Below are 16,544 nucleotides of genomic sequence, written 5' to 3'. Positions count from 1 at the left end.
CCCGCTGGCCGAGCTGGAGGAGCTCCGACGGGACCTGTGGCACCGGCGGGGCCCGGCACGGCCCGACTCGTCGTCCTGCGGGCGCCGGAGTAGGACGTGGAGGTCGTGCTCCACACGGCAGGACCGACACCCCCGTCCGCGCACCGCCGTCCGGAGGAGGACCGATGGCCGGGCCCATCGAGGACTACGGGCTGATCGGCGACCTGCACACCGCCGCACTGGTCGGCCGGGACGGGTCGATCGACTGGCTGTGCCTGCCGCGCTTCGACTCCCCCGCCGTCTTCGCCGCCCTGCTGGGCGACGAGAGCAACGGTCGGTGGCTGCTCGCACCGGTCTCGGGCGGCGCGTGCACCCGCCGGCGGTACCGGGGCGAGTCCCTCGTCCTGGAGACCGAGTGGGAGACCCCCCAGGGCACCGTGCGGGTGCACGACCTCATGCCACCGCGGGGGCGGGCCGCCGACGTCGTGCGGATCGTCGAGGGCGTCTCCGGGCGGGTGCCGATGCGGACGCAGCTGCGCCTGCGCTTCGACTACGGGCACGTCGTGCCGTGGGTGCGCACCGTGGAGCACGGGCTGGCCGCGATCGCCGGGCCGGACGCGGTGTGGCTCGACACCCCGGTCGACGTGCACGACACCCGTCCCGAGCCGGGTCGCGAGCAGTCCGTCGACGCGGAGTTCACGGTGGCGGCCGGGCAGCGGGTGCCCTTCGTGCTCACCCACGCCGCCTCGCACCTGCCCCGTCCCGAGCCGGTCGACCCGCAGCACGCGCTCGACGGCACCCTCGCCTACTGGGCCGAGTGGATGGGCCACTGCGACTACGACGGCCGCTGGGACGACGCCGTCCGCCGTGCGCTGCTCACCCTCAAGGCCCTGACCTACACGCCGACCGGGGGGATCGTGGCGGCGGCCACCACCTCGCTGCCCGAACAGCTCGGCGGCCCGCGCAACTGGGACTACCGGTTCTGCTGGCTGCGCGACGCCACGGTCACGCTGCAGGCCCTGCTGGGCACCGGATACCTGCGGGAGGCCCGCGCGTGGCGGGACTGGCTGCTGCGCGCGGTCGCCGGTGACCCGGCCGACCTGCGGATCGTGTACGGGCTCGACGGCACGAGGCGCATCCCCGAGTGGGAGGTCCCCTGGCTGCCCGGCTACGAGGGCGCCGCGCCGGTCCGGGTGGGCAACGCCGCCGCCGACCAGTTCCAGCTCGACGTGTGGGGCGAGACCCTCGACGGGCTGCACCTCGCCCAGCTCGCGGGCATCCCCAGCAGCGACGACGCCTGGGCCTTGCAGCGGGCGCTGCTGGACTTCCTCGAGGGGTCCTGGTGCCGGCCCGACAACGGCCTGTGGGAGGTCCGCGGCCCCCGCCGGCACTTCGTGCACTCCAAGGTCATGGCGTGGGCCGGCGTGGACCGGGCGGTGCAGGCGGTGGAGCGGTTCGGCCTCGACGGCCCGGTCGACCGCTGGCGCCGGCTGCGCCAGGAGATCCACGACGACGTCTGCGCCCACGGCTACGACGCCGAGCGCGGCACCTTCACCCAGTTCTACGGCTCCCGCGGGCTCGACGCGGCCCTGCTCCTGATCCCCCGGGTCGGCTTCCTGGACTGGAGCGACCCCCGTGTGGTCGGCACCGTCGAGGCGGTCCAGCGCGACCTCGGCCACGACGGGTTCGTGCTGCGCTACCGCCCCGACGCCGACGGCGGCGTCGACGGCCTGCCCGGGGACGAGGGCGCCTTCCTCGCCTGCAGCTTCTGGCTCGCCGACGCCCTGGCCGGCATCCACCGCACCAGCGAGGCCGAACGGCTGTTCACCCGCCTGCTCGGACTGCGCAACGACCTCGGTCTGCTCAGCGAGGAGTACGACCCGACCAGCCGGCGCCAGGTCGGCAACACGCCGCAGGCCTTCAGCCTCGTGGGCCTGGTCAACACCGCGCGCCACCTCAGCGGCACGCGGCCCGCGCACCACCTCGGCGCCACCCGTCACCACGGAGAGGAGACCCCGTGTCGCAGCTGACCGCCCAGCACGTCGTCGTCACCGGAGCCAGCGGGGGCATCGGCCGCGCCGTCGCCGTCGCCTTCGGACGGCGGGGGGCGACCGTGGGCCTGGTCGCCCGTGGCGAGACCGGCCTGCAGGCCGCCGCCCGGGACGTCGGGCGGGCCGGCGGGCGGGCCGTCGTCCTGCCCACCGACGTCGCCGACCCCGAGCAGGTGGCCGCCGCCGTCGACCGGTTCGAGTCGGAGGCCGGCCCGATCGACGTCTGGGTGAACGTCGCGTTCTCCTCGGTGTTCGCGCCGTTCGACCAGATCAGCCCCGAGGAGTTCCGCCGCACCACGGAGGTGAGCTACCTCGGGTACGTGTACGCCACCCGGGCGGTGCTGCCGCGGATGAAGGCCCGCGACCGCGGCGCCATCGTGCAGGTCGGCTCGGCCCTGGCCTACCGCGGCATCCCGCTGCAGACGGCGTACTGCGGCGCCAAGCACGCCATCCCGGGCTTCCACGAGGCGCTGCGCTGCGAGCTGCTGCACGAGCGCAGCGGCGTGCACGTGACCATGGTGCAGATGCCGGCGGTCAACACCCCGCAGTTCTCCTGGGTGCTCACCCGGCTGCCCCGCTCCCCCAGCCGGTCCCGCCGATCTACCAGCCCGAGACCGTCGCCGCGATGGTGCTGCACGCGGCCGACCACCCGCGGCGCCGGGAGTACTGGGTCGGCTCCAGCACCGCGGCCACCCTGGCGGCCAACGCCCTGGTCCCCGGCCTGCTCGACCGCTACCTCGCCCGCACCGGCTTCGACTCCCAGCAGACCGACCGGCCGCACGACCCGGACGCCCGCGCCAACCTCTTCCGGCCGGCCGACGGCGAGGACGGCGCCGACTTCGGCGCCCACGGCGCGTTCGACGACCGCGCCCACACCCGCGACCCGCAGCTGTGGGCGTCCCGGCACCACGGCACCCTCGCCGCCGCGGGCGGCGCCGCCCTGGCCGGCCTCGCCGTCCTGCGCCGGAGTCGCCGGTGAACCGGCCCGGGGCGCGCGCGGTCTCCTCCCTGCTGCAGTTCGGCAGCGGAGCGGCTCTCCTCGCCCGCCCGCGCGCGGTGACCGCTGCCGTCGCCGGGGACCCCGTGCCCCCGACGTGGGTGATCCGGCTGCTCGGTGGCCGGCAGGTGCTGCAGCAGGCCGTGGTGCTGGCGCTGCCGTCCCCGTCGGTCGCGCGCGCCGCCGCCGTCGTCGACGGCCTGCACGCGGTGAGCATGCTCGCCGCCGCGGTGGTCGCACCGCGCTACCGCCGCGCGGAGCTCACCAGCGCCGCGGTGGCGGTGGTGACCTCCGCGGCCACGGCGCTCGGCGCCCCCGCCGGCCCCTCGTCCTCGCGGCCGGCGCCCACCCGGGGCCCGACCTGATCGAGTCCACGGACCCGTGGCTGGCCGGACGCGCTGTCGGGCGTGCGGCTGCGGTGCTCCGGCCCGGCACCGCACCCGACCACCGGGTCGCGACCGGACCAGGTGCGGCGCGGCGGGGCCGAGGTCCCGATGGGCTCGTCGTCCTCGAGCGCCTCGTCGTCCTCGAGCGCCTCGTCGTCCTCGAGCGCCTCGTCGTCCTCGAGCGCCTCGTCGTCCTCGAGCGCCTCGTCGTCCTCGAGCGCGTGGTACGCCGAGACCAGCATCGAGTGAGCGACCGCGACCGCGACCTGGGGCGCGGGCCCGGCCGCGGCGAGCGGTGAGCCCGGTGTGCTGCGCCCACCGCGAGCTGGTCCGTCAGCGGGAACGGGGTCGGGTCGGCGGGGTACCGGCCCGACCCCACCGGATCACCGTCGGCTCGCGCCCGGGACGAGCAGCACCTTCCCGGCATCGCCGGTGAGGAGCTCGACCGCGGCGTCGGCCTCGTCGAGCGGCAGGCGGTGGGTGATCAGCCAGTCGAGGTCGATGCGACCCGACTGCGGCAGGACCAGCATGCTGGTCTCGGCCCACTACGTGCTCTCCCCGGCGGCAGGATGACCGGCCGCGAGGAGGGCGTGCGTCTCGCCGAATCCACCACACCGCGATGGAGACCGGGCGGGCGGGCACGCAGGACTCCCTGCGCGCCCGGACCGCGCTGACGACCAGCTCGTCGGCCAGGCTGAGGACGCGGAGGAGGCCGGGCACACCCGCACTGCCGGCCTCTGTACCTCCGCGCCACCAACTACCTGTGTCAGGCCGAACGGATGCTGGCCAACCCAGTCCCCGACCGCATCCCCGCCTACCGCCGGGGGCTGGGACTGGCGCGGAAGGCCTTCGAGTCGCACCGCCCGCGCGTCTCACGCCACCCCGGACCGCCCCGCGGCCGGTGCGGCTGGTCAGTCGTCGACGCGGAAGCCGATCTTCATGGTCACCTGGTAGTGCGCCACCTCGCCGTCGACGACCTGCCCGCGGATCTGCTGGGTCTCGAACCACTCGATGTTGCGCACGGTCTGCGCGGCTTTCGCGATGCCGGTGCGGACGGCGTCGTCGACGCTCGTCGGGCTGCTGCCGACGATCTCACTGAGCCGGTAGACGTGGTTGCTCATGATGGCCTCCTGGGCCTCGGGCCCGGCCGGGCGGCCGGGCGGTGGACGGCGTGCGCTCCGCGGGACCCCAGGTCGGGCCGCGGGAACGGGAGTCAGCGACCGGGACACCCCAGTGGACGGGAGCCACCCACCCACCGTCGCGGCCGCTGTTGCACAGCCGACGGGCGGTCGGGCAGTGCCCTGGTGACACGTCCTGCCGGTCAGCGGCACGCCCTCTGGTTGCGGCGCGGTCGCGACCGGCTGGGACTAGGCCCCCGCGGTGGTGGGGTCCCCGGCGGTGTCTTCCGGCGATGCGGCCGTGCCGGCACCACCGGAGGTGACGCCCGGGCGACCGCGGCGCGCGACCGCCATGGTGAGGAAGGACGTGGCCACGCCGGTGGCCAGCGCGCCGAGCGCCACGGCCGGCCCCCTTCGCTCGATGCCCAGCACGCTGTCCAGGGAGAGCTCACCCGGTCCGGTCTCGGCCAGCGCCGTCACCGCACCGATGAGGACGGCGTTGTACTCCCACCCGCCATTGGCCGCCCAGGGACCGTTGGGCAGGTGCACCTTGCGGATGGCCGTCGTCATCACCCCGGTGAGCGCAGACGCGGCCAGTGGCGTGGCCAGCCCGGCGGCCAGCAACGCGCCGCCGGCGGTCTCGGTGACCCCGGCCAGCGTGGCGTGCACCTTCGCCGGCCGCATCTCCAGGGCCTCCATCATGCCCTCGGTGCCGGCCCGCCCCGGGCCACCGAACCAGCCGAACAGCTTCTGCGTGCCGTGGCCGATGAACAGCCCGCCGATGAGGAGCCGTGCTCCCAGACGTCCGATGCTCATGTCTTCTCCTCGGATCTCAGTGGGTTGACCGTGCCGCGGCTACGTCAGGAGCCGGGGCTGCCGGGCGACCGGCCGGACCAGGCCGCCTCGAGCAGTGCGGTGACGCCCTCCTGTGTCACCGGCCGCGGGTTGGCGTAGGGGTTGGCGACCGCGAGTTCGACGATGCGCGGGATGTCCGCCTCCTGCATGCCGAGCTCGGCCAGGGACCGCGGTGCGCCCAGCCGGCCGGCCAGCTCCCACAGCTCCCGGGCCGGGTCGTCCACCCCGCCGAGCGCGCGGGAGAGGGCGGCGACCGCGTCGGGGGCGGCGGGCTGGTTGTAGGCCAGCGCGTGCGGCAGGACGACGGTGTGCGTCTGGGCGTGCGGCAGGTCCAGCGTGCCGCCGAGGGTGTGGCACAGCTTGTGGTGCAGCGACATCGTCGTGGCGGCGAGCACCGCGCCGCACAGCCAGGCGCCGTACTGGGCCTCGCCGCGGGCGTCGAGGTCGGACCCGTCGGCGACCACGGCGGGCAGGGCGGCGGCCAGCGCGCGGGTGCCTTCCTCGGCCATGAGCGAGACGATCGGGGTGGCGTCGGGGGCGTAGAGCCCCTCCACGGCGTGGGCGATGGCGTTCATTCCGCTGGTGGCCGACATCTGGGCGGGCAGGGTCAGCGTCAGCTCCGGGTCGTAGACGACGCTGCGCGGCAGCACGCGGATGTCGCGGCCGGTGCGCTTCTGCCCGCCCTCGGTCAGCCCCCAGACCGGGGTCATCTCCGAGCCGGCGTAGGTCGTCGGCACGGCGATCACCGGCAGCCCGTGCTCGAGCGCGATGGCCTTGCCCAGGCCGACCGCCGAGCCGCCGCCGACGGCCACGCAGCCGTCGGCGCCCAGCTCCCCGGCGAGGTCCCGGGCCCGGGTGGCCACCTCGACCGGCACGTGCATCCGGGCCTCGGCCAGCACCCCCGCCGCGCGGTCTCCGAGGGCGTCGGCGACCTGCTTGCCGGTGTCCTCCTGCTCGGGCGAGCAGAGAACCAGGACCCGGGTCAGCCCGAGCGCGGCGACCTCGTCCGGCAGCTGCGCCAGCGAGCCGGCGCCGAACACCACGCGCATGGGCAGCGCCTGGTAGGTGAAGGGTGCGATCACGACGGGGCGCCTCGTACGACGGTCGGCTGCGCGTCGGCCGGCTGGGCGGCCGGGGGCGCCTGGTCGGCACGCAGGAGGCTGAGGTCGAAGGTGAGCGTCCGGAACGGGTTCTCCAGCCCCACCTCGGCCGCGCGGTCCGGATCGTCGACCTCGGGCACGTCGCGGATCAGGCTGTCCTTGACGCCGAAGACCGCGTCGGAGTCCAGGTACGGGGAGTCTGCGACGAACACGTGCGTGGTCACCGGCCGGTAGCCCTCGGCCGCGACGATGAAGTGCAGGTGCGCGGGCCGGTTGGGGTGCCGTCCGGTGGCAGCCAGCAGTTGCCCCACCGGGCCGTCGTCCGGGATGGGGTAGTACCGCGGCACCACGGAGCGGAACCAGTAGTTCCCCTCCTCGTCGGCGGTGAACAGACCGCGATGGTTGCCCGGCGGCTGGACGTCGGGCTGCTGGACGTCGTAGAACCCGTCCTCGTTGGTCTGCCACACGTCGATGACCGCACCGGCCAGCGGCTCGCCGTCCGGACCGGTCACCCGACCCGAGACCAGGCAGGGGATCCCCTTCCCGTCCATGTTGATGTCGTCGCCGAGCTCGCGCACCGGGGACTCCGTCATGTGGAACGGCCCCAGCACCGTCGACTCGGTCGAGGTGCCGCCGGTGCGGTGGTTGATCGTCTCCACCAGCATCGACACACCGAGCACGTCGGAGAGCAGGATGAACTCCTGCCGCACCTCGTTGCTCATGTGCCCGGTGCGGGTGAGGAAGTCGATCGCGAAGCCCCACTCCTCCTCGGTCAGCTCGACGTCCTTGACGAACGCGTGCAGGTGCTGCACCAGCGACGTCATGATCTGCTTCAGCCGCGGGTCGGGGGTGTCGGCGAAGCTGGCGGCGACGACCTCGCCCGATCGCTCCTCGGTGAACAGCTCACGCCCGGTCACGAGCGCACCTCCTCAGCTCGGTCGAGCACCGTCCGCAGGGCGGTCTCCAGCGCCGCCTCGGCTTCCGTCTCGGAAGCGGCGGATGCCTGCCGGAAGGCGACGTAGTTGTCGGGACGGACCAGGAGCACCCCACGGTCCTCGATGCCGCGGACCCGCGCCCAGTCGCCGTACAGGTCGTCGTACTCCTGTCCGGGACCGATGACGACGGCGGCGACGTCGATGCCCAGCCGCTCCCCCACCGCGGACGCCGCACGCGCCCAGCTCTCCCCGCCGAGGCCGGTGAAGACGGTGAACCGGCCACGGCCACCGAGATCGAGGGTCGAGATCTGCCGGCGGTGGTCGGTGGTCAGCCAGGCGTGCGGCAGCTTCGCACCGGGCCGCGACGTGGTGTGGGAGTACAGCTCCGGGTCGCGGACCGGCTGCTCCGGAGGGGTGCCGTCGGGTACCACGGCGGAGGACTCATACCGCTGGTCCATCTCCACGCCGTGGCAGTTGAACTCGTAGTCCTTGAACGCGATCGCCTCGCGCAGCGCCGCCCGCTGCTTCTCCGCCTCCGGCGTGGCGTCCTTGCGGGCGGCCATGTGCGCGACCATGAGCTCGGGGTCGGCGGTGTTCAGCAGACCGAGGGCGTCGAAGATCCGCGACGTGTCCGCGATGCTCTGGTTGGCCCGGTCGACGATCTGCCTGCCCACCGGCGCCCGCTCGGCCGAGTAGGTGTCCAGCAGCCCCGGACCGGCCTGGCCCTTGAGGACGGCGGCGAGCTTCCAGGCCAGGTTGTAGGAGTCCTGGATGGAGGTGTTGCTGCCCAGGCCGTTCGACGGCGGGTGCCGGTGGACGGCGTCACCGGCACAGAAGACGCGACCGGTGGAGTACCGCTCGGCGGACAGGTGGTTGACCGTCCACGCCGAGCTGGAGGTGATCGACACCTTGACCGAGTCGTCGCCGATCAGCTTGTGGACGATGGACAGCGCGTACTCCTCGGTGAGGTCAGGCGCCGGCCCGTTGATGTCGTAGCCCCAGACGATCAGCCACTTGTGCCACGGCCGCACCATGCGCACCAGGCCGGCACCGATACCGCCGACGTCGGCACCGGGCTGCAGCACCCAGTACAGGACCGACGGACGGTCGGCGACCAGGTGGGACAGGTCGGCCTCGAAGACGATGTTGATGCTGCCGCCGACGCCCATCTGCCCCCGCAGCGGCAGGCCGATGTCCTCGGCGACCTGACTGCGCCCACCGTCGGCGCCGATGACGTACCGGGCGCGGATGTCGTACTCGTCGCCGCGCAGCCGGTCGCGCACGTGCACCGTGACCCCGTCGTCGTCCTGCTGCATCGAGAGGTACTCGGTGTCGAAGCGCACCTTCGCGCCACGGGACTGCGCGTTGTGCAGCAGCACCGGCTCCATCAGGTCCTGCGGCATGTCACACATCCGCGCGGGGCTGGCCGCGGAGTAGTCGGCGAACCGGTCGGGCCGCGTCCCCCAGCTGTGCAGCCGGCCCAGCTCCTCACCGGCGATCGAGGTGCAGTAGACGAGGTTGCCCATCAGCTCCTGCGGCGTGGCCTCGGCCATCACCTCCTCCTCGACACCGAGATCGCGGAGAGCCTCCATGGTGCGCTGGTTGGTGATGTGCGCCCGCGGCGTGTCGGCCAGCCGGCCGTACTTCGTGATGACCGTCGTCGTCACGCCGTAGGTGGCCAGGGCGAGGGCGGCCGAGGCTCCGGCCGGCCCGCTGCCGATCACGAGGACGTCGGTGTCGAAGTCTGCCACGGGTGGCCTCCCTTGTAGCGCGGGTCACAGCTCTGACCGAGTCTGGAGCCTGCCACAGCGGGAGCGCCTGCACGTTCTGGCCCACTTCACTGCACGAAACGCGCACGGCCGGCAGGCGCCGGGGCTGCGACGCGCTCAGGATCCGCGGCGCACTGCCCCGGGGGTCGTGTCCAGGTGCGCGCGCATGACCCGGGTCAGGTGCTCCTGGTGGGAGAACCCGCAGCGGACGGCGATCTCGGCGATGGGGGTCGCGTCGGTGCGCAGCAGCCGGCACGCCTGGTCGACCCGGAGTCCCAGCAGGTACCGGTGCGGCGCCAGCCCGGTCCGCGCCTTGAACTGCCGGCTGAACTGGCTCACGCTGAGCCCCGCGGTCGCAGCGAGCTCGGCCAGCGGCACCGGCTCGCCCAGCCGCTCCTGCATCAGCGCCCGCACCGCTGCGAACTGCCGGTCCCCCAGTCCCCCGGCGGTCCGGTCGCGGGCAGCACCGGAGCCGGCGGTGCCGGCGCCGTGGCGCTGGACCAGCTGAGCGGCGACCATGCTGCCCAGCTGATCGACGTAGGTCCGGGCGGTCGGCTCCCAGCCGCGCAGCGTCTCGTCCATGGACAGGACGAGCTGCTCCAGGAGCCGGTCGCTGGTGCCGAGCTCCTCGGCGAGCTCGACCGGGCGGTCCTCCCCGGCTGCGTCCCGCAGGACCTCGTCGCTGAGGTAGAGGTGCACGGTGCTCAGCGCCCCACCCAGCTCGACGGTCAGGTCGCGGCCGGCGGGATGGATGAAGAGGCCACTGGCGGGCACCTCGCGCGAGCGGCTCGCCCTGCCCAGGCCACGGCGCACCGTCACCGGTCCGTCCAGGTGCAGGATCACCAGGTGCGTGCCGGCCGCCGCGAAGGACTCACGGTACGGACGCTCCCGCTGCACCGACAGGTACTGCCGGTCCCACCCGAGACCGGCGCTGGTCCGCTCGGGCGTCACCCACGGCTGCCGGAGGATGCCGTTGGTGTGCAGGAGCCCTAGTTCACTCGACACGGACCGTTCCTCTGGACGACCGGCATGGGTGCTCGCGTGGCGCGGCCCACACACTAACCGCCGACTGCCCGCCGTTCCCGCGCTCGGTCGAGGCCGACGTGTCCCGGTGTCCCCCCGATCGAGCGCCGGACGCCGCTGGAACGGCCGCGGACGCCGTCCGCCTCCGTGGTGGCCCGTCCCGGCCTCCCCACCCGGTAGCCCGTCGGCAAGACCGACACCCGTCCGCCGGTCAGCCCCCACAGCCCCTTCGGGGCGAGCAGCGTGATCGCGATCGCCACCGCGCCGACGATGACCAGGTACCAGTTGCCGAGGTCGGCCAGGTCGTCCTGCAGCAGGTGGTCGGCCCCGTCGTCGTTGATCAGCTCGCCGGCCACCTCACCGGCCCGCCGCGAGTCGGACTGCGTGTCCTTGACGACGATCTCCACGTCGTAGCCGGTGCCGCCGAGCTCCACGGGGTTCTCCGCGAAGTAGTCGGTCATCTGGTCGACGACGAACGCGTCGGCCTCGCCGAAGGGTGCCAGCGCACCGCTCTGCGGGGTCACGTAGCCGATGACCAGGGTATCACTGCCGCCGTCGCCGTCGCCGCCACCGTCCCCGTCGTCCGGGCTGCCGTCGCAGGCGCTGAGCACGAGCACGCCGGCTGTGGTGAGGGCGAGACCCCGGAGGGGCCCTCAGAGGGGAGCGCGACGGCGCACGACTCCTCCTTCGGTCACGAACGAGGCACACAGGGGACCCGAGTGTGAGCCAGGCCCACCACACGGACTCTTCCTGCACGTTCACGCTCTTCCTGCCGCACGAAACGCGCGCGGCTCGGCTCACCCGGCCGGATCGGCGGCCAGCGGCGGCCGGAACGTGGCCAGCGCGGTGGCCAGCATCCCGTAGTAGCCGACCAGCCAGACCAGCGTGGCCAGAGCTTCGGTGCCCAGTGCGGACACCGCCTCGCCGAACCCCTCGTCGTCGAGCGTCCCGTCGACGGACAGGCGTCGGACGGTGCGGACGACGACCTCGTCCGCCGCGTCCAGGTCCGGGGGCATCCCGCCGTCCAGGAGGACCTGGAGCTGACCGGCGCGCAGGCCCGTGGCGAGCGCCGCCGACTCGTGAGCGAGCCACTCGAACTCCGAGCGACGATGAGCAGCGACGGTGAGGATCGCCAGCTCACGGGACCGCTCCGTCAGCGACCGGTCGAAGCGCAGCGCCGCACCGACCGCTTGGACGGCGGAGCCGACCCGCGGCGCGAGCAGCATCACCGCGAAGGGCCCGAGCAGCCGCCCGTCGCCGTCGGTCAGCGGGACCACCGAGGACTGGCCGCGCCGGGGGCCGCCGGCGATCTCCTCGTAGAGCCGCGCTCGCTCGGCATCCAGCTCGTCGGGCCGGTTCAGGGCGATCCGGGGTGGACCGGCCGGCCCGGGCCGTCCGGTCAGTTCCTCGCTCATGCAGCGCCTCTCGCATCTGACAGGGATCGAGCCTCACCGTTGCCCGGTCGCGCCGCCACACGGGGCTCCCGGCGCCCCTTCCTGGACTGCGGCGTCGGCCGGTGTCCGGACAGGGGGACGGCCGTGGCAGATCTCCTCAGGACGGCGACGGGTCCGAGCGCGCGGCTGTGTTCCCTGCTCACAGCTCCCGAACCGCTCGTCTCGGCCGTCGACGTGCCGGTGATCGCCGACACGGGCTACGGCAACGCCGTGAACGTCGTGCGCACCGTGCAGCTGTACGAGCAGGCCGGCGTCACCGACCTGCACCTGGAGGACCAGGCCATGCCCACGAGGTGCGGGCACCGATCGACCGTGCGCGGCGCTACGCCGAGGCTGGTGCTCTACCCGATCGGCACCCTGCTCGCGGCCACCGCCGGCATCCGCTCGCTCCTCGCGACCTCGAGGACCGGGGGCGTGCCCCGCTGGCCGGGCTTCCGACCTTCGGCGAGTTCACCGACCTGATCGGCCTGCCGGAGGTCGAGCAGCTCCGAACAGGTTCCCCGGACAGGAGGTCAGGTGCCCGCGATCCGGACGCCTGGCTCCTCCCCCGTCTCCATCCAGGCCAGCCGTCGCCGGACGGCGGCGATCGCCGACTCCGGATGGGTGAGCACGAAGAACCGGCGCTCGCGGACGGCATCGACGACCATGCCGGCGACCACGGCGGGCTCCATGCCGGAGCTGGCCATGCTCTCGTCCAGCGTGCGGGTCAGGGCCTGGCGCGCCGGGTGGTCCTGGGTGGACGGCAGACCCGCGGGCCGGTTGCGCTCGGAGTACGTCATCCGCGTCTTCACCAGCCCGGGCGCCAGCAGCGAGACCCCCACCGGCTCCCCCGCGGCCTTCAGCTCGACGGCCAGGCTCTCGGACAGCGCCAGGAGCCCGAACTTCGACACGGTGTAGGGCGTCATCGTCGGCGTCCCCGTGGCGAAGGAGGCCAGCGAACCGGTGTTGACGATGTGCGCCTCCTCCTGGGCCCGGAGATGCGGGAGGAACACCTGGCAGCCGTGGATGACACCGAACAGGTTGACGTCGAGGACCCACCGCCAGGTCTCCGGCGTGATCTCCTCGAACGGGGCGCCGGCGTCCACGCCCGCGTTGTTGCACAGCAGGTGCACGGCGCCGAACGCGTCCAGCGTCGCCTCGGCGAGCGCCTCGACGGACGCGCGGTCGGACACGTCGGTGCGCACGCCGATCACGTCTGCCCCACGTGAGGACAGCTCCTCGACCGCCGCGTCCAGCGCCGTGGCCTCGACGTCCGCGAGCACCACCTTCATGCCCTCGTCCACGAAACGGTCGACGAGGGCGCGGCCGATGCCACTGGCCCCGCCGGTGACGACGGCGACCCGACCGGTCAGTTGACGCACGGCTACTCCCTGCTCGGTCCCGGCCTGCTCATGGCGAGCACCCGGCGGGCGGATCGGACGACGGCCTCGTCGACCATGCGCCCGCTGTCGTCGACGAGGACTCCGGCCCCACGGGCCAGCGCCTGGTCGTAGCGCTGCAGGAGGGCCTCGGCATCGGCCACCCGCTGCGCGTCCGGCGTGAAGACGTCGTTCACCACCAGGACCTGGCTCGGGTGGATGCACATCCGCCCGACGAACCCCTGCCGCGCCGCGCGCAGGGTCGAGTCCAGGAACCGGGCGGTGTCCGAGACGACGGTGCTCACCGGTGCCGGAGGAGGCGCCAGCCGGGCCGCGGCGCTGGCGAAGACCACCTGAGCCCTGGCCCAGGCCAGTTCCGCCTCGTCCTCCCCCGGGTCCAGACCGGCGTCGGCGGCGAGGTCGTACTCCCCCAGGTGCAGCACGGTGACACCAGGGAGGCGAGCGAGCGCCGCGGCCGACAGCACCGCTCCCGCCGTCTCCAGGAAGAGACCGAGCGGCCGGTCCAGTGATGCCGCCTCCGCGACGACGTCCGGCTCCTCGGCCTTGGCGAGCAGGACGCCCGCCAGCCGGTCGGTCAGGGGCCGCAGGGCGGCGAGGTCGGCGGCCAGTTCCTCGGCCGGGTTGAGCCGTACCCACACCGGACCGGCCGGCCCGGACGCCAGCCACTGCGCCAGCGTTTCCCGCGCCTCCTCCTTGCGCGGGAGCGGGACCGCGTCCTCCAGGTCCACCACGACCACGTCGGCCGGACCGCGGTCGGCCTTGGTCATGAGGTCTGCCCTGGTCCCGGGGACGAACAGGTGCGAGCGCGCCGTCAGCACCCGACGATCCGGCGGTGCGTCATCCGACGACGGTCGTGCCGTTGATCAGCGACTTGGCCACCACGGTGCGCAGCACGTCGTTGGTGCCCTCACCGATGCTCATGAGCGGGGCGTCGCGGTAGAGGCGCTCGATCTCGTACTCGGAGGAGTAGCCGTACCCGCCGTGCACCTTCATCGAGTCGATGGCCGCCTCGAGCGCGACGTCGGAGCAGAAGATCTTGGCCATGCCGGTGGGTCCGTCGGCCCGGCCGAGGGCCAGCCGGCTCGCCGCCCAGTACGCCATCAACCGGGCGGCCTGGACGTTGGTGGCCATCTGCGCCAGCTTCAGCTGGATCGCCTGGAAGTCGGCGATCGGCTGCCCGAAGGCGTGCCGCTCCTGGGAGTAGCGGAGCGCCTCGTCGTAGGCGCGCTGCGCGACGCCGACCGACCGGGCGGCGATGTTGACCCGGCCCCACTCCAGCGCGGACAACACCTGCTGCATGCCGCGCCCCTCGACGCCGCCGAGCAGCGCGTCGGCGGGGACCTGCGCCCCGTCGAGCAGCACCTCGCAGGACTCCGGCCCCTTGTAGCCGACCTTGGGGATGTCCTTGAGCACCGAGTAGCCGGGCGTGCCCTGCTCCACCAGCAGCACGCTCATGCCCTTGTGCGCCGGGGTGGTGGTGGGGTCGGTCTTGACCATCACCGGCAGCGGGTCGGCGAACCGCGCGTTGGTGATCCAGGTCTTGGTCCCGTGCACGACGTACCCGCCGTCGGTCTTGCGGGCGACGGTGCGGATCCCCTGGACGTCGGTCCCGGCGTCGGGCTCGGTCAGCCCCAGACCGGTGCGCCGCTTGCCGGTCGCGAGGTCGGGCAGGTACCTGCTCTTCTGCTCCTCGGTCCCGTGCATGGCGATCAGCCGGCAGGACAGCGAGTGGCTCCCCAGCACGCCGGCGATCCCCATCCAGCCACGCGCCAGCTCCTCGAACACGATCGCGAAGGCCACCGGGTCCAGGTCCAGGCCGCCGTACTCCTCCGGAACGGTGATCCCGAACAGACCCAGCTCCTTGAGCCCCTCGACGATCTCCGTGGGGTACCGGCCGGCCTGCTCCCATTCGCGGGCGACCGGAACGATCTCCTTGTCCACGAAGTCCCGCAGGACGCTCCGGAAGGACTGCTGGTCCTCGGTCAGGTTGAAGTCCATCTGTTCACTCCACGGGGACGTCGGTGGTCGGGGTGTGCGCGGGGACGGCAGCGCCGTCCTCCTCGGTGACCAGGTCGCCGAAGGCTCCGGCAGCAGTGAGGTCGCGGATCCGCCGTTCGTCGTAGCCGGCGACGTCCCGCAGGACGCGGTCGGCGTCCTCGTGACGGGCAGGTCCCCGGCGGTAGGTGAGCGCCGCCGGATCGCCGACCCGCACCGGCGAGGCCAGCGTACGGAGCGGACCGAACCGGGGGTGCTCGGTCTCCACGATCAGACCGCGGGCAGCGGTGTGCTCGTCGGCCAGGGCGTCGGCGACGTCGTTGATCGGCGCGACCGGCACCCCGGCCGCCCCGAGCGCCTCGAGCCACTCCTCCACCGTCCTGGTGCGGAACCGGTCCTCCAGCAGCGGCAGCAGCGCCTCACGGTGCCGCTGCCGTCCGCCGAAGTCGGCGAACCGCGGATCGGCGGCGACCTCGGGCAGCTCCAGCGCCTCGACCAGCAGACGCCAGAACTTCTCCTTGGGGCACGCCACGACCAGCCAGCCGTCGGCCGCCTGGAAGTTCCCGAACGGAACCAGCGACGGGTGCGAGGAGTGCCGGGTGCGGTCGGGCTCGTACCCGGCGTTGAGGTGCCAGGCAGCCGGGTAGTTCAGCATCGTGACCGCGGTGTCGAACAGGCTGACGTCGCAGTCCAGGCCGACGCCGTCGCGCCGCGCCGCGTGCACCCCCACCACCAGGGCCAGCGCGGCCACGTAGCCACCGGTCCAGTCCACCAGCGACAGCCCGGTCTTCGTCGGCGGGCCGCCGGGCTCCCCGGTCAGGCTCATCCACCCCGCCAGGCCCTGCAGCATGTAGTCATAACCGGGGCCCTTGGCCCGCGGCCCGGTCATCCCGAAGCCGCTCAGCGAGCAGCACACGATCGCCGGGTTGAGGTGCTTGAGGTCCTCGTACCGGATGCCCATCTTCGCCGGGACGTCACCGCGCAGGTTGGAGAACACCGCGTCGCTGCCGCGCACCAGGTCCTCGAACACCGCGCGGCCGGCAGCCGAGCGCAGGTCGAGCGACAGGCTGGACTTGTTGCGGTTGATCGCCTCGTAGAAGAGCGAGTCCTCGTCCTCGTTGTACGGGGGCACGTACCGGCCGACGTCCCCACCGGACGCCGGATCCTCGATCTTGATCACCTCGGCGCCCAGGTCGGCCAGGTGCAGCGTCCCCCACGGACCGGCGCCGTACTGCTCGATGGAGACGATGCGCACGTCCTCGAGCGGCCTCGGGCGCCCGGCCGACTCCTGCGCACCGCTTGCCTGCGTTCCGGGCACGGTGCTCCTCCCGATCGGTCCGTTCCGCCGAGCGGACGAGCGTCACGGACTCTCAGTTTCGCTCAGCGGACGATAAGTCGCTGGGCGAACAATGACAAGCGCGGTGCGGTCCGGCGCCTGGTTCGGTCATTACACCGTGACGCCGAGGTCACCACGAGCCGGAGGCCCCGGCGTCCCCCAGCCGC

18 protein-coding genes and 1 pseudogene are annotated in these 16,544 nt (G+C 73.4%); 6 read left to right on the top strand and 13 right to left on the bottom strand.

Features of this window, described 5'->3' with window-relative positions:
* The first annotated feature begins 164 nt into the window (after positions 1-164).
* The 5 genes and pseudogenes from ACU616_RS14645 (at position 165) to ACU616_RS14625 (ending at position 3,712) form a co-directional block, all read left to right on the top strand.
* Positions 165-2,009 (top strand): glycoside hydrolase family 15 protein, encoded by a 1,845-nt coding sequence (locus ACU616_RS14645; protein WP_446759176.1) that lies wholly within the window; start codon positions 165-167, stop codon positions 2,007-2,009.
* Positions 1,997-2,560: pseudogene (locus tag ACU616_RS14640) on the top strand (SDR family oxidoreductase); the annotation flags it as partial. The gene ACU616_RS14645 and the pseudogene ACU616_RS14640, both read left to right, overlap by 13 nt.
* A gap of 95 nt (positions 2,561-2,655) precedes the next feature.
* The gene (locus ACU616_RS14635; protein WP_446761539.1) at positions 2,656-3,009 is read left to right on the top strand and encodes a hypothetical protein; all 354 of its coding nucleotides are present in this window, start codon (positions 2,656-2,658) and stop codon (positions 3,007-3,009) included.
* On the top strand, positions 3,006-3,392 hold the full coding sequence (locus ACU616_RS14630; RefSeq protein ID WP_446761538.1) for a hypothetical protein: 387 nt from the start codon (positions 3,006-3,008) through the stop codon (positions 3,390-3,392). The genes ACU616_RS14635 and ACU616_RS14630 overlap by 4 nt, the downstream gene beginning before the upstream one ends.
* Before the next feature lie 53 nt (positions 3,393-3,445).
* Entirely contained in the window at positions 3,446-3,712 is a 267-nt protein-coding gene (locus ACU616_RS14625) for a hypothetical protein (protein ID WP_446761537.1), read from the top strand.
* Between the two features lie 84 nt (positions 3,713-3,796).
* Here the strand turns inward: ACU616_RS14625 and ACU616_RS14620 are convergent, their stop codons facing one another.
* The 9 genes from ACU616_RS14620 to ACU616_RS14580 all read right to left on the bottom strand — a co-directional run bounded on the left by ACU616_RS14620 (position 3,797) and on the right by ACU616_RS14580 (position 11,628).
* Positions 3,797-3,943: a hypothetical protein gene (locus ACU616_RS14620; RefSeq protein ID WP_446759175.1), complete on the bottom strand. Its 147-nt coding sequence runs from the start codon at positions 3,941-3,943 to the stop codon at positions 3,797-3,799.
* A gap of 381 nt (positions 3,944-4,324) precedes the next feature.
* On the bottom strand, positions 4,325-4,534 hold the full coding sequence (locus tag ACU616_RS14615) for a dodecin (RefSeq protein ID WP_446759174.1): 210 nt from the start codon (positions 4,532-4,534) through the stop codon (positions 4,325-4,327).
* Between the two features lie 246 nt (positions 4,535-4,780).
* Positions 4,781-5,347 (bottom strand): DoxX family protein, encoded by a 567-nt coding sequence (locus tag ACU616_RS14610; RefSeq protein WP_446759173.1) that lies wholly within the window; start codon positions 5,345-5,347, stop codon positions 4,781-4,783.
* A gap of 44 nt (positions 5,348-5,391) precedes the next feature.
* Positions 5,392-6,468 carry a maleylacetate reductase gene (locus ACU616_RS14605; protein WP_446759172.1) on the bottom strand — a complete coding sequence of 359 codons (1,077 nt, stop codon included), beginning with the start codon at positions 6,466-6,468 and terminating at the stop codon, positions 5,392-5,394.
* Positions 6,465-7,403, bottom strand: coding sequence for an intradiol ring-cleavage dioxygenase (locus ACU616_RS14600; RefSeq protein WP_446759171.1), 939 nt, complete (start codon positions 7,401-7,403; stop codon positions 6,465-6,467). The genes ACU616_RS14605 and ACU616_RS14600 overlap by 4 nt, the downstream gene beginning before the upstream one ends.
* Positions 7,400-9,172: an FAD-dependent oxidoreductase gene (locus ACU616_RS14595; protein WP_446759170.1), complete on the bottom strand. Its 1,773-nt coding sequence runs from the start codon at positions 9,170-9,172 to the stop codon at positions 7,400-7,402. The genes ACU616_RS14600 and ACU616_RS14595 overlap by 4 nt, the downstream gene beginning before the upstream one ends.
* A 135-nt stretch (positions 9,173-9,307) precedes the next feature.
* Positions 9,308-10,195: a helix-turn-helix domain-containing protein gene (locus tag ACU616_RS14590; RefSeq protein WP_446759169.1), complete on the bottom strand. Its 888-nt coding sequence runs from the start codon at positions 10,193-10,195 to the stop codon at positions 9,308-9,310.
* 53 nt (positions 10,196-10,248) lie between these two features.
* On the bottom strand, positions 10,249-10,830 hold the full coding sequence (locus tag ACU616_RS14585) for an ABC transporter substrate-binding protein (RefSeq protein WP_446759168.1): 582 nt from the start codon (positions 10,828-10,830) through the stop codon (positions 10,249-10,251).
* A gap of 180 nt (positions 10,831-11,010) precedes the next feature.
* Entirely contained in the window at positions 11,011-11,628 is a 618-nt protein-coding gene (locus ACU616_RS14580) for a carboxymuconolactone decarboxylase family protein (protein WP_446759167.1), read from the bottom strand.
* 219 nt (positions 11,629-11,847) lie between these two features.
* Here ACU616_RS14580 and ACU616_RS14575 point away from each other — a divergent pair, with 219 nt between their 5' ends.
* A complete protein-coding gene (locus tag ACU616_RS14575; RefSeq protein WP_446759166.1) occupies positions 11,848-12,129 on the top strand; it encodes a hypothetical protein in 282 nt (93 codons plus the stop codon).
* Positions 12,130-12,179: 50 nt separating this feature from the next.
* On the opposite strand, the gene ACU616_RS14570 is transcribed toward ACU616_RS14575, so the two are convergent.
* From ACU616_RS14570 to ACU616_RS14555, 4 genes are read right to left on the bottom strand one after another with little or no spacing between them, the layout of a single operon-like run.
* Positions 12,180-13,028 carry an SDR family NAD(P)-dependent oxidoreductase gene (locus ACU616_RS14570; protein WP_446759165.1) on the bottom strand — a complete coding sequence of 283 codons (849 nt, stop codon included), beginning with the start codon at positions 13,026-13,028 and terminating at the stop codon, positions 12,180-12,182.
* Positions 13,029-13,030: 2 nt separating this feature from the next.
* The gene (locus tag ACU616_RS14565; RefSeq protein ID WP_446759164.1) at positions 13,031-13,864 is read right to left on the bottom strand and encodes an HpcH/HpaI aldolase/citrate lyase family protein; all 834 of its coding nucleotides are present in this window, start codon (positions 13,862-13,864) and stop codon (positions 13,031-13,033) included.
* Positions 13,865-13,883: 19 nt separating this feature from the next.
* Positions 13,884-15,044 (bottom strand): acyl-CoA dehydrogenase family protein, encoded by a 1,161-nt coding sequence (locus tag ACU616_RS14560; RefSeq protein WP_446759163.1) that lies wholly within the window; start codon positions 15,042-15,044, stop codon positions 13,884-13,886.
* 4 nt (positions 15,045-15,048) lie between these two features.
* A complete protein-coding gene (locus ACU616_RS14555; protein WP_446759162.1) occupies positions 15,049-16,359 on the bottom strand; it encodes a CaiB/BaiF CoA transferase family protein in 1,311 nt (436 codons plus the stop codon).
* Positions 16,360-16,544: the final 185 nt, after the last annotated feature.

It is taken from the genome of Geodermatophilus sp. URMC 62 (assembly GCF_052931475.1).
Note: the sequence above shows the minus strand (reverse complement) of the source record. Positions and strands in the feature narration are given on the sequence as shown.